Origin of the sequence: Paraburkholderia phosphatilytica (assembly GCF_003443895.1) — a bacterium.
Lineage (GTDB): Bacteria > Pseudomonadota > Gammaproteobacteria > Burkholderiales > Burkholderiaceae > Paraburkholderia > Paraburkholderia phosphatilytica.
Map to the genome: position 1 here is coordinate 20,158 of NZ_QQOA01000009.1, position 13,388 is coordinate 33,545.

The window sequence follows — 13,388 nt, forward strand, 5'->3', positions numbered from 1 at the left end:
GATGTCTACGGTCTACGGCAGATTTCGCCGCAAGCTTTAACCGTGTTTTCCGGCTGTTCCGGCGCAAACGATTTCATGGATCGCTGCGCGGCGACGGCTGTTATACCCAGACAAAAATCCGCGCCGCGCTAATCGCTAACCCGACTGTTGCGCGATGACAGCGACCGGCTGCGCGCAAACGTTTTCCGAAGACCCTTGCGGCCGGATGGGTGTCCGGATCGCGACAAACCTTGGCCTGACAATGCGAGTGCGCCAAATTACACTTTCAATACCCCGGCGGCTGCGACCTGATGCCGCAGCCGGCCCCACCGGTTTCCCGTATCAGCCCAATCAGGCCTCGTGCCACGCGTATGGAATCGAGTCTCGACAAGAACGTCGCCGCGCGACCGGCGGCAGCCGCCGCCGTCCAGCAGGCCGCAAAAGCCGTACAGCGCACCGTGTACCCGGTGCTGGGTGCGATCAGCTTCTCGCACCTGCTGAACGACATGATCCAGTCGCTGATCCTCGCGATCTACCCGATGCTGAAAGACAATTTCTCGCTGTCGTTCACGCAGATCGGGCTGATCACGCTCACTTACCAGATCACCGCGTCGCTACTGCAGCCGCTCGTCGGCATCTATACAGACAAGCATCCGAAGCCGTACTCGCTGCCGGTCGGCATGGGTTTCACGCTGTGCGGACTGCTGCTGATGTCGGTCGCGCCGAGCTTCGGCGTGCTGCTCGTCGCGGCGGCGCTGGTCGGCTGCGGCTCGTCGGTGTTCCACCCGGAATCGTCGCGGGTCGCGCGGATGGCCTCGGGCGGCCGACACGGCCTCGCGCAGTCGCTGTTCCAGGTGGGCGGTAACGCGGGCTCGTCGCTTGGGCCGCTGCTCGCCGCCGCGATCATCATTCCGCACGGCCAGCACAGCATTGCGTGGTTCTCGGCGGCGGCGCTGGTCGGCATCGTCGTGCTCGCGCAGATCAGCCGCTGGTACAGCCAGCATCCGGCCACGAAGAAGGCGCGCAGCGCGCAGGCTCCGCGCGCGGCGCTGTCGCGCGGCCGGGTGGCGCTCGCGATGAGCGTGCTGGTGATGCTGGTGTTCTCGAAGTACTTCTACCTCGCGAGCATCAACAGCTATTTCACGTTCTATCTGATCGACCGCTTCCATCTGCCCATTCAGGCCGCGCAGATCCATCTGTTCGTGTTCCTCGCGGCGGTCGCGGCGGGCACGATCATCGGCGGCCCGGTGGGCGACCGGATCGGCCGCAAGTACGTGATCTGGGTATCGATCCTCGGCGTCGCGCCGTTCACGCTGCTGCTGCCGTACGCGAACCTGTTCTGGACCACCGTGCTGACCATCGTCATCGGCGTGGTGCTCGCATCCGCGTTCTCGGCCATCCTCGTCTACGCGCAGGAGCTGATTCCGGGCAAGGTCGGGATGGTCGCGGGCCTCTTCTTCGGCTTCGCGTTCGGTCTGGGCGGCGTCGGCGCCGCGGTGCTCGGGCAGCTTGCGGACGCAACCAGCATCGCGTTCGTCTACAAGGTCTGCTCGTTCCTGCCGCTGCTCGGCGTGCTGACAGTGTTCCTGCCGGATGTGGAAGGCAAGAAAGCGAAAGCGGCCTGACGATCCGAACAGCCAGCCTGTGAAAAGCGCCCCGCGGGGCGCTTTTCTGCTTTTTCAGGGTGCGCTCTCATGGTGAACCCTTGGTGGTCGCCGCCTGCCCGCTGCCCTATCCTGTCGGGATGACGCGCCGCCTGCACTCGATCCGTGAAGCGTGATGCGTCCGCCGTTCGAGCGTCGTCGTTCACCCACTTCCGACGAAGGACCGCCGCCGATGACATCATCGTCCAACCCGGGGCACAACCCGCAGAGCCGCTACGCCGACTTCCACCGCCGTTCGATCGGCGACCCGGAAGGTTTTTGGCGCGACGAAGCGCGGCGCATTCATTGGGAAACGCCGTTCGACACCGTGCTCGACCGCTCGCGGCCGCCGTTCGCGCGCTGGTTCACCGGCGGCCGCACGAACCTGTGCCACAACGCGGTGGACCGGCATCTCGCAGAACGCCCGCAGCAGAACGCGCTCGTCTATGTGTCGACCGAAACCGGCATCGAGCGGCGCTATACCTACGCCGACCTGCATGCCGAAGTGAACCGCATGGCGGCCGTGATGCGTTCGCTCGGCGTGAAGCGCGGCGACCGCGTGCTGATCTATCTGCCGATGATTCCCGAAGCGGTATTCGCGGTGCTCGCGTGCGCGCGGCTCGGCGCGATCCATTCGGTGGTGTTCGGCGGATTCGCCGCGCCGAATCTCGCCGCGCGCATCGACGACGCGAAGCCGGTGCTCGTCGTCACTGCCGATGCGGGTGCGCGCGCCGGCAAGGTGATCGACTACACGCCGCTCGTCGACGAAGCGCTCGCGCGCTCGAAGCACCAGCCGGCGCGGGTGCTGCTGATCGACCGCAATCTCGCGCCCGAGCGGCTCAGCGCACCGTATCTCGTCGCGTACGAGCCGCTGCGCGAGCAGTTCTTCGACGCACACGTGCCGTGCGAATGGCTCGAATCGAACGAGCCGTCGTACGTGCTGTACACGTCGGGCACGACGGGCCGGCCGAAGGGCGTGCAGCGCGACGTGGGCGGCTACGCGGTCGCGCTCGCCGCGTCGATGGCGTACATCTACGAAGGCCGCGCAGGCGACACGATGTTCACCGCGTCGGACATCGGCTGGGTGGTCGGCCACAGCTACATCATCTATGCGCCGCTGATCGCCGGGCTTACCACGGTGATGTACGAAGGCACGCCGGTGCGTCCGGATGGCGGCATCTGGTGGCGGCTCGTCGAGCAGCACCGGATCAACCTGATGTTCACCGCGCCCACCGCGATCCGCGTGCTGAAGAAGCAGGACCCGGCGCTGATGCGCGCCGCGGATCTATCAAGCCTGCGCACGCTGTTCCTCGCCGGCGAGCCGCTCGACGAACCCACGGCTGAATGGGTGGGCAGCGCGCTCGGCAAGCCGGTCGTCGACAACTACTGGCAGACCGAGACCGGCTGGCCGATGCTCGCGATCCAGCGCGGCATCGAAGCGTTGCCGCCGAAGCTCGGCTCGCCCGGCGTGCCGGTCTACGGCTACGACCTGACGCTACGCAACGAGCTGACGGGCGAACCGTGCGCGCCCGGCGAGAAAGGCGTGATCACGCTCGCGTATCCGCTGCCGCCGGGCTGCATGCAGACTGTGTGGGGCGACGACGAGCGCTTCGTGAAGACCTACTGGTCGAGCGTGCCAGGCGTGCAGGTCTACTCGACGTTCGACTGGGGCGTGCAGGACGAGGACGGCTACGTGACGATCCTCGGCCGCACCGACGACGTGATCAACGTCGCCGGTCACCGGCTCGGCACGCGCGAGATCGAGGAAGCGCTGTCGGGCCATGCGGCCGTCGCGGAGGTGGCGGTGGTCGGCGTGACCGATGCGATCAAGGGACAGGTGGCGCGCGCGTTCGTCGTGCTGCGCGAAGCGGACCGCTATGCAGACCCGGCGTCACGCGCGAAGCTGGAACAGGAACTCACGGCAACGGTCGATCGGCAGCTCGGCGCGATCGCGCGGCCGGCGCGCGTGCACGTGGTGTCGCTGCTGCCGAAGACGCGCTCCGGCAAGCTGCTGCGCCGCGCGATCGCCGCGCTGGCGGAAGGGCGCGACCCCGGCGATCTGCCGACCATCGAAGATCCGTCGGCGTTGCAGCAGGTGCGTGCCGCGCTGGAGGAGTAGCCGACGGAGTCGACGCGTGACGCACGTCAGACTTCCGCGCCGAAGAACCGCCGCAGGATCGCGCTCGAATACGAGCCGGCCAGCTCGGTGAGAAACGTCGCGAACGATTCGGGCGCTTCGGCATCCGCCGTATCGGACACCGTGCGCACCACCGCGCACGGCACGCCGTATTCATGACACACCTGCGCGATCGCCGCGCCTTCCATTTCGACCGCGAGCGCATCGGGCAACGCCGCGCGCAGCAGTTCAACATCGGCCGCGCCCGCGACGAACTGGTCGCCGCTGATGATGAGCCCGCGATGCACGCGCGGCGGCTCGATGCCGAGGCGCGCGGCCAGCACCGCGCCCTCTTCCGTGACGAAGCGCTCGCACGCGTCGGCGAGCCGCGCCGACAACGCCGGGTCCGCCGCGAAGCGCGATACGCCGAGCAATGGCACCTCGAAGCGCGGAAAGAGCGGCGACGCGTCGAGATCGTGCTGCACGAACGAGTCGGCCACCACCACGTCGCCCACCCGCACCGTCTCGCCGACGCCGCCGGCGACGCCCGTGAACAGCACCGCTTCGACATCGAATGCATGGATCAGCGCGCTGACGGTGGCGGCCGCCGCGACCTTGCCGATGCGCGCGAGCGTCGCGACGCACGGCGTGCCGCACATCGTGCCCACGTGATAGTCGCGCGAGCCGTGCGATACGGCGCGCACCGCGGACTCGGCGCGCATCGCGTCGATCAGGTCGCCGAGTTCCTGCGGCAGCGCCGCCATCACGCCGAGCGGCCGGCGCGCGCCCGCTGCATGTTCGATATGGAGCGCGCTCATTCGACCGCCTGCAGCTTGGCAACCGCGAGCGCAAGCCACTTCTCGCCGTGGCGCTTGAAGCGCACCTGCGCCTTCGCGTCGGTGCCGCCGCCTTCGAGCGCGGTGATCGTGCCTTCGCCGAATTTCGTGTGGAACACCTGCTGGCCGACCTTGAAGCCGCTGTCGGCTTCGCGCTGCCGGTCCGCGAACGCGGGCAGCGGCGCGGACACCGCGGCGTCCGTGAAGGCCGCCGACGCGCCGCCCTGACCCGGCCGCGCAAACCAGTCGCGGCCCCAGCCGGCGTTGTCGGAACGGCCGCCCCAGCGCGCGCCCGCCTCGACCTTCGGCGTAAGCCACTTGAGCGTTTCCTGCGGCAACTCGTCGAAGAAGCGCGAGCGCACGTTGTAGCGCGTCTGGCCATGCAGCAGCCGGCTCTGCGCGAACGACAGATAGAGCCGCTCCTTCGCGCGCGTGATCGCGACGTACATCAGGCGGCGTTCCTCCTCGAGACCGTCGAGCTCCATCGCGCTGTTCTCGTGCGGAAACAGCCCCTCCTCGAGACCGGTGATGAACACCGCCGTGAATTCGAGACCCTTCGCCGCGTGCACCGTCATCAGCTGGACCGCGTCCTGGCCCGCCTGCGCCTGGTTGTCGCCGGCTTCGAGCGATGCGTGCGACAGGAAGCCCGCGAGCGGCGTCATCGTGTCGGGGTTCTGCGCCGGGTCACCGGGGTTCGTGGGATCGAGCACGTCGACGCCGTTTTCGTTCGACGCGACGAGTTCCGGCGCGGACGTGGCAGCCGGGCGCAGCGGAATGGAGCGCGCGGGCGTGTCGCGCCCGTAGCCCTCTTCCGCGACGAACGCGGCCGCCGCGTTGACAAGTTCCTGCAGGTTCTCGAGGCGGTCCTGGCCTTCGCGCTCGTTCTGGTAGAAGTCCGACAGGCCGCTTGCGCGCACCACGTATTCGACCGTCTCCGGCAGCGACAGCTGCTGCGTCTCCGCGCGCATCTTGCCGATCAGGCTCGCGAACGACGCGAGGCTCGAGCCTGCCTTGCCCGTCACGTACGGCACCGCGGAGGCCATCGAGCAGTTGTACAGGCGCGCCGCGTCGGTCAGTTGTTCGACCGAACGCGCGCCGATACCGCGCGCCGGAAAATTGACGACGCGCGCGAACGCGGTGTCGTCGTTCGGGTTGTCGATCAGGCGCAGATACGCGAGCGCGTGCTTGATTTCCTGCCGCTCGAAGAAGCGCAGGCCACCATACACGCGATACGGAATGCCGACGTTGACGAGCGTGTGCTCGATCGAGCGCGACTGCGCGTTGCTCCGGTACAGCACCGCGATTTCACCGCGCGATGCGCCGGTATTCAGCAGCGCGCGAATCTCCTCGACGATCCAGCTTGCTTCCTGGGAATCCGTCGCGGCCTCGTAGACGCGCACCGGCTCGCCATGGCCCGCATCCGTGCGCAGGTTCTTGCCGAGGCGCCGCGCGTTGTGCGCGATCAGCGTGTTGGCTGTGTCGAGAATGTAGCCGTGCGAGCGATAGTTCTGCTCGAGCTTGATCAGGTTGCGCACCTTGAACTCGTGCTCGAAGTCGCGCATGTTGCCGACGTTCGCGCCGCGGAACGCGTAGATCGACTGGTCGTCGTCGCCCACCGCGAAGATCGCGTTGTGCTCGCCCGCGAGCTGCTTGAGCCACGCGTACTGCAGCTTGTTGGTGTCCTGGAACTCGTCGACGAGAATGTGACGGAAACGCGCCTGATAGTGCGCGCGCAGCGGCGGGTTGTGCGCGAGCAGTTCATGGCAGCGCAGCAGCAGCTCCGGAAAATCGACGACGCCTTCGCGCTGGCACTGCTGGTCGTAGGCTTCGTAAAGCTCGACGAACTTGCGGTTGTAGCTGTCGGTCACGTCGACGGCGCCCGGGCGCAGCCCCTGCTCTTTCGCGTTGTTGATGAAGTACTGGACGTTCTTCGCCGGAAACTTCTCGTCGTCGATATTCAGACCCTTCATCAGCCGCTTGATGGCCGACAGCTGATCCGCCGTGTCGAGAATCTGGAACGTCGAGGGCAGGCCCGCGTCGCGGTGATGCGCGCGCAGCATCCGGTTGCACAGCCCGTGGAAGGTACCGATCCACATGCCGCGCGTGTCGATCGGCAGCAATGCCTGAAGACGCGCCATCATTTCGCGCGCGGCCTTGTTCGTGAAGGTGACGGCCAGCACCGTCATCGGCGATGCGTAGCCCTGCTGGATCAGCCACGCGATGCGCGTGATCAGCACGCGCGTCTTGCCGCTGCCGGCCCCTGCGAGGATCAGCGCCGGCTCGTTCGGCAGCGTGACGGCGGCGTATTGTTCGGGATTCAGGTTCGCAAGGAGTTCGGGCATGTTCTGGAGGCGGCGGCAGTTCGTCCGTCATTATATGCCGCTGCTCCAGATGGTTTTGTTTGTCGGGCTGGTGTGCGTCGACGTCACTGCAGGACTCTGATGACTTCATCCGGCGACAGGTCGAGCAAGCCGGCAATGAATGCCGGGGTCAACTGGCTTTCGCTCGCGAGCCTTCGGATTTCCGCCACGTCCGCCTCGTGCAAGGTTCGGGAGACGGGCGTAGATGCGCGTCCGGGAGATGACATGACCGGGTCGTCCGCGGCTGCCATCAGCGGGACGTCCTCTTCATACAGACGCGCGACGGCCGGCAACTCCACGTGGAGATCGCCCGCGACTTCCGCCAGATCCTGCCCGCGATCCATTCCACGCATCGCCCGCACCTCCTGCTCCAGCGACAGCGGTCGAACCCATCTGTAGGTGTCCCCGAACGCCTGCGTACTGCTGGAGGATCCCGCCACCGGCAAACCTGCGCGCTTCGTGATGAAGCCCATCAGGTATTCGTGCTCGACGACCGCCACCGTCGATTCCGGCAGTTTCGCGGCTCTCGCCAGATCGCTGGTCGTCAAGGTGTATACCGCTCGCCTTCGCGTTCGAGAACGCCGGGCTGAGATCCTGGCCGCAGACTGGCAACGCTGACACCCTGATCGGCGTAGGTCGAAAGCGATCCATAAGGTCGGGCACCCACGGCCTCATGCGCGATCTGGCTGACCGGATCGACCGCGGGGCCCGCCTCCGCAAGCATCTTCTTTTCGAGCGCCTGCAGGGCCAGCTTCGCATCCGGACTCAATGCCTGTTCAGCAGCCGCTTCCTTGACGATGCGTTCGCCGGCATCGTCCACGAGACCCTTGGCGGCACCGCGAATGCCCGCTCCGGCGAGGTTGTCGAGCTCGGCCTTTCTCGCCGAAGCGGCCATGGCTTTAGCCACATGGCCGATCGCATTGCCAACGCCGACACCTGTCAGGACGTCGAGTATCGAGCCGCCCACTTCAAGTCCCGTTCGGACATGGTCGGGAAGCGTCGACGGCACGAGATCCGCCAGAAACCCGACGGGCGACGTCGCGGCCATGACGCGCATCACACCGTCCAGGATCTGGGTGGCCAGTTTCTCCGCACGCGCTTTGGGCGTGATCGAATAATTCTTGTGGCTGGCGTCCCTCAGCACGTCGGTGTACTGGTCGCTCAGATCGCGCAGATAATCGGCTCCGACAGGCGGCGGCTGCTTAAGAATATCCGTGTACTTCAGCGGACCGCCGACAGAGTGAGCGTTCAATGGACCGCTCACCTGACCATGCCAGGCGTCGAGCTTGTTCCGCAACGCCTCCGAATCGCGCATGCGTTGCGTGAAGGCCAGCACGACCTTGTCTTTCAGACGGTCGTGCCCCGGGTCGAGCTGAAACAGCTGGCGGCCCGGCAGTTCGTAGCGCTTCGCCGGATCGGTCTGCGCTTCCGCTTCCTTCAGAATGCGATCGACTTCCCCGTTGGCCTCGTGCCATTCCGTTTGTTGCTCGCGCTCGTGCTGGGTCAGCGCGAGATTGACTTTCTCCTGCATCAGCGCCTTGAGCTCCGAGGCCTCCGCAAAGATCGCCTGGCGTTCGGTCGAATCGCCGGCATCGAAAAAATCCTCGCGCAACTGCTCGAGATCGTCGAGGCGCTCCCGATCTCCCTTGCCCAGATAACCCTCGCCCATCGGTGGACTGAACACGCCCAGCACCCGATCGACAGGGTCGTTGATCGCGCGGTTGTGTTCGGTGCGGACGGCGTGTTCCAGTCCGTCGAATTTCTGCTGTATCGCGAAGCGCCTGCCCGCGTCCGTTTCGAGTTGCCAGGCCGCGCTCAAGGTAGCGAGCGTGCTGCCGTAGAACTCGCGTTCGCTCAGCGGCAGTTCGGCCAGCATGCCCTGCACACCAAGCTGCGCCTGTTCGAAGCGGATCACTTCAGGGGGATAGCCCGTCATTTCCCGAGGCAGCGCGTTTTCCATCCGCCGTGCGATCTCGGCGTTACCGGAGCCGCTTTCATGGACGTAACCGTCACGCGTGTCGAAGTCCTTGTTCAGCGCGGTGAATTCCGCAACCGTGGCGCCAGGCAGTACGTCCACGGATGCGCCGTCGGCGCGCTCCGGCGATGCTGCCGTCGTGGCGCGGTTGTCGGCCAGCCGGCCGATCGCAGCAGGGCGAACGGCGACGGTTCGTCCCGCCTTCCCGCTGAAAGACATGGCGCCCTCGCGAGGCGCTGCTTCGTCGGGCCGCTGGGTCGCGTCGTCGTCCGGGAAACCGGCATCCTGCCCGGCCAGAGACGTCGAATTGCTCGTTGAGGTCGTCATAAGCGTGCGCTCCGTGTGGATCGGGATAGCGCGCGAACAAGGACACGCCACGCGCTGCCGGACCATTGCAGCACGGCGGGCAGGCGTCGATGCGGTGCATAGCTATACGAATCGCATAGCCGCCGCGCCGCGTATAATCGAACGTTCACTGCATTTACCCGCCGATCGACACATGAACGAGACCCCGAGCGATACTCAATCCACGCTAGCCAAGAGTTTCGAGCCACAGAACATCGAGTCCCACTGGGGACCCGAGTGGGAAAAGCGCGGCTACGCCGCACCGGCCTTCGTGGAAGGCGCGAAGAACTTCTCGATCCAGCTGCCGCCGCCGAACGTCACGGGCACGCTGCACATGGGCCACGCGTTCAACCAGACCATCATGGACGGTCTCACGCGCTATCACCGCATGCTCGGCGAGAACACGCTGTGGGTGCCCGGCACCGATCACGCCGGCATCGCCACGCAGATCGTCGTCGAGCGTCAGCTCGATGCGCAGAAGGTGTCGCGCCACGACCTCGGGCGCGAGCAGTTCGTCGAACGCGTGTGGGAATGGAAGCAGCAGTCCGGCTCGACGATCACGAGCCAGGTGAGGCGCCTGGGCGCATCGATCGACTGGTCGCGCGAATACTTCACGATGGACGACAAGATGTCCGCCGCCGTGCGCGACGTGTTCGTGCGTCTCTACGAGCAGGGCCTCATCTATCGCGGCAAGCGGCTCGTGAACTGGGACCCGGTGCTGATGACCGCGGTGTCCGATCTCGAAGTGGCCAGCGAAGAAGAAGCCGGCAAGCTGTGGCACATCCAGTATCCGCTGTCCGATGGCTCGGGTCATCTGACGGTGGCCACCACGCGTCCTGAAACCATGCTCGGCGACGTCGCCGTGATGGTGCATCCGGAAGACGAGCGCTACGCGAAGCTGATCGGCCAGACCGTGAAGCTGCCGCTCACCGATCGCGAGATCCCCGTCATCGCCGATGATTATGTAGACCGCGAGTTCGGCACCGGCGTCGTGAAGGTCACGCCCGCGCACGACTTCAACGACTACCAGGTGGGCCAGCGCCACAAGCTGCCGCAGATCGAGATCCTCACGCTCGACGCGAAGATCAACGCGAACGCGCCGGAAAAATATCGCGGCCTCGACCGCTTCGAGGCACGCAGGCAGGTGGTGGCCGATCTCGAAGTGCTCGGCCTGATGGAGTCCGTCAAGGATCACAAGCTGATGGTGCCGCGCGGCGACCGCACGAACGTCGTGCTCGAGCCGATGCTGACGGACCAGTGGTTCGTCGCGATGAGCAAGCCGGCGCCGGAAGGCACGTTCAACCCCGGCAAGTCGATCGCCGAAACCGCGCTCGACGTGGTGCGCAACGGCCAGATCAGGTTCGTGCCGGAGAACTGGACCACCACGTACTACCAGTGGCTCGAAAACATCCAGGACTGGTGCATCTCGCGCCAGCTCTGGTGGGGTCACCAGATTCCCGCGTGGTACGGCGAGAACGGCGAGCTGTTCGTCGCGAAGAGCGAAGACGAAGCGCGTGCGCAGGCCGCGGCGCAGGGCTACACCGGTGCGCTCAAGCGCGACGAGGACGTGCTCGACACGTGGTTCTCGTCGGCGCTCGTGCCGTTCTCTTCGCTCGGCTGGCCCGCGGAGACGCCCGAGCTTGCGGCATTCCTGCCGTCGTCGGTGCTCGTGACGGGCTTCGACATCATCTTCTTCTGGGTCGCGCGGATGGTCATGATGACCACCCACTTCACCGGCAAGGTGCCGTTCGACACGGTCTACGTGCACGGCCTCGTGCGCGACGCGGAAGGCCAGAAGATGTCGAAGAGCAAGGGCAACACGCTCGACCCGATCGATATCGTCGACGGCATCGATCTCGAATCGCTCGTCGCGAAGCGCACGAGCGGGCTGATGAATCCGAAGCAGGCCGCCAGCATCGAGAAGAAGACGCGCAAGGAGTTTCCGGCCGGCATCCCCGCGTTCGGCACCGACGCGCTGCGCTTCACGATGGCGTCGATGGCCACGCTCGGCCGCAACGTCAACTTTGATCTCGCGCGCTGCGAAGGCTACCGCAACTTCTGCAACAAGCTGTGGAACGCCACGCGTTTCGTGCTGATGAACTGCGAAGGCCACGATTGCGGCTTCAGCAACCCCGGCGCGTGCAAGCCGGGCGACTGCGGCCCGGGCGGCTACACGCACTTCTCGCAGGCCGACTACTGGATCGTGTCGCTCCTGCAGCGGCTCGAAGCCGAGGTCGCGAAGGGCTTCGCCGACTACCGCTTCGACAACGTCGCGAACGCGCTGTACAAGTTCGTCTGGGACGAATACTGTGACTGGTACCTCGAGCTCGCGAAGGTGCAGTTGCAGACCGGCACGCCGGAGCAGCAGCGCGCCACGCGCCGCACGCTGCTGCGGGTGCTGGAAGTGGTGCTGCGCCTCGCGCATCCGGTGATTCCGTTCATCACCGAAGCGCTGTGGCAGCAGGTCGCGCCGCTCGCGGACAAGTATCCGAAAGACGCGGCGCCGGGTGCGGCGTCGATCATGGTGCAGCCCTACCCGCTCGCGGATGCGTCGAAAATCGACGAGGCGAGCGAGCACTGGGCAGCGGGTCTGAAAGCAGTGATCGACGCATGCCGGAACCTGCGCGGCGAGATGAACCTGTCGCCGGCCACGAAGGTGCCGTTGCTCGCCACCGGCGACGCGGAACGCCTGAAGACCTACGCGCCGTACGCGCAGGCGCTCGCGCGGCTGTCGGAAGTGCAGATCATTGCCGACGAAGCGACGCTCGACGCACAGGCGCATGGCGCGCCAATTGCTATCGTTGGAAACGACAAGCTGGTGCTGAAGGTGGAGATCGACGTCGCCGCGGAACGCGAACGTCTGTCGAAGGAGATCGCCCGCCTGACCGGCGAAGTCGCAAAATGCAACGCGAAACTTCAGAACGAAAGCTTCGTCGCCAAGGCTCCCGCGGCGGTGGTTGAGCAGGAGCAGAAGAGGCTGGCAGAATATCAGGCTACGATCGGCAAGCTGTCCGCCCAGCTCGAGCGGCTGCCTGCCTGAGTTACGCAACTGGGCTACATAGCTGAAGTCACGTAACTGAGGTCACGTACCGTCCGCCGGCTTTCCGTCACGAGCGGCAAGCTGGCCCGTAACCAGAGGAATCCAGGGTAATCACATGCTAAAAGTTACAAAAGCTGTTTTTCCGGTCGCAGGTCTCGGCACCCGGTTCCTCCCCGCGACCAAGGCGAGCCCGAAGGAGATGCTGCCGGTCGTCGACAAGCCGCTGATCCAGTACGCGGTCGAAGAAGCGATGGCCGCGGGCATCACGGAAATGATCTTCGTGACGGGCCGCAGCAAGCGCGCGATCGAAGATCACTTCGACAAGTCGTATGAGATCGAAGCGGAGCTCGAAGCACGCGGCAAGGAAAAGCTGCTCGAACTGGTACGCGGCATCAAGCCGTCGCACGTCGACTGCTTCTACGTGCGCCAGCCGGAAGCGCTGGGCCTCGGGCACGCGGTGCTGTGCGCGGAAAAGCTGGTGGGCGACAACCCGTTCGCCGTGATCCTCGCGGACGACCTGCTGTACGGCAAGCCGCCCGTGATGCAGCAGATGATCGAGGTGTTCGACCACTATCACAGCTCGGTGATCGGCGTCGAAGAGATCCCGCCGTCGGAGACGAAGTCGTACGGTATCGTCGACGGTAAGGAATGGGAAGAAGCGATCATCAAGATGTCGGGCATCGTCGAGAAGCCGGCGCCGGACGTGGCGCCGTCGAACCTCGGCGTGGTGGGCCGCTACGTGCTGAAGCCGCGCATCTTCGACCATATCCGCGCGCTGAAGCCGGGCGCTGGCGGCGAACTGCAACTGACGGACGCGATCCAGTCGCTGCTCGCCGACGAACAGGTGCTCGCGTACCGCTATCACGGCACGCGTTTCGACTGCGGCAGCAAGCTGGGTTATCTAAAGGCGACGGTGGAGTTCGCGCTGCGCCACCCGGAAGTGAAGGCCGAGTTCGAGGAGTATCTGCGCACGCGTTCGCCGGTGCTGGAGGGATGAGCGGGCGGTTCCGCGGCCGCGGTTGATACGCGGTGCGGAGAAAGAAGGAAAAAGCGAGGAAAGCAAAAGCGGGTCTGCTTCGGCAGGCCCGCTTTTT

General features: G+C 65.7%; 8 protein-coding genes. 4 read left to right on the plus strand and 4 right to left on the minus strand.

The genetic code is table 11. The features are described 5' to 3' along the window. Window positions 1–350: 350 nt before the first annotated feature. The gene (locus DVS29_RS11555) at window positions 351–1,604 is read left to right on the plus strand and encodes an MFS transporter (protein WP_118180606.1); all 1,254 of its coding nucleotides are present in this window, start codon (window positions 351–353) and stop codon (window positions 1,602–1,604) included. Window positions 1,605–1,815: 211 nt separating this feature from the next. Then, the gene (locus DVS29_RS11560) at window positions 1,816–3,741 is read left to right on the plus strand and encodes a propionate--CoA ligase (protein WP_118180785.1); all 1,926 of its coding nucleotides are present in this window, start codon (window positions 1,816–1,818) and stop codon (window positions 3,739–3,741) included. 26 nt (window positions 3,742–3,767) lie between these two features. On the opposite strand, the gene DVS29_RS11565 is transcribed toward DVS29_RS11560, so the two are convergent. From DVS29_RS11565 to DVS29_RS11580, 4 genes are all read right to left on the minus strand, one after another. Further along, entirely contained in the window at window positions 3,768–4,556 is a 789-nt protein-coding gene (locus tag DVS29_RS11565; RefSeq protein ID WP_118180607.1) for a 5'-methylthioadenosine/adenosylhomocysteine nucleosidase, read from the minus strand. Then, on the minus strand, window positions 4,553–6,916 hold the full coding sequence (locus DVS29_RS11570) for a UvrD-helicase domain-containing protein (RefSeq protein ID WP_118180608.1): 2,364 nt from the start codon (window positions 6,914–6,916) through the stop codon (window positions 4,553–4,555). The genes DVS29_RS11565 and DVS29_RS11570 overlap by 4 nt, the downstream gene beginning before the upstream one ends. A gap of 83 nt (window positions 6,917–6,999) precedes the next feature. Then, complete coding sequence (locus DVS29_RS11575; RefSeq protein WP_118180609.1) at window positions 7,000–7,482, minus strand: hypothetical protein; 483 nt, start codon at window positions 7,480–7,482, stop codon at window positions 7,000–7,002. Beyond that, the gene (locus tag DVS29_RS11580; protein ID WP_118180610.1) at window positions 7,479–9,236 is read right to left on the minus strand and encodes a hypothetical protein; all 1,758 of its coding nucleotides are present in this window, start codon (window positions 9,234–9,236) and stop codon (window positions 7,479–7,481) included. Before DVS29_RS11580 ends, DVS29_RS11575 begins: the two co-directional genes overlap by 4 nt. 172 nt (window positions 9,237–9,408) lie before the next feature. On the opposite strand from DVS29_RS11580, the gene DVS29_RS11585 reads away from it, so the two are divergent. Then, the gene (locus tag DVS29_RS11585) at window positions 9,409–12,294 is read left to right on the plus strand and encodes a valine--tRNA ligase (protein WP_118180611.1); all 2,886 of its coding nucleotides are present in this window, start codon (window positions 9,409–9,411) and stop codon (window positions 12,292–12,294) included. 115 nt (window positions 12,295–12,409) lie between these two features. Beyond that, the gene (gene galU / locus DVS29_RS11590) at window positions 12,410–13,291 is read left to right on the plus strand and encodes a UTP--glucose-1-phosphate uridylyltransferase GalU (protein ID WP_118180612.1); all 882 of its coding nucleotides are present in this window, start codon (window positions 12,410–12,412) and stop codon (window positions 13,289–13,291) included. Window positions 13,292–13,388: the final 97 nt, after the last annotated feature.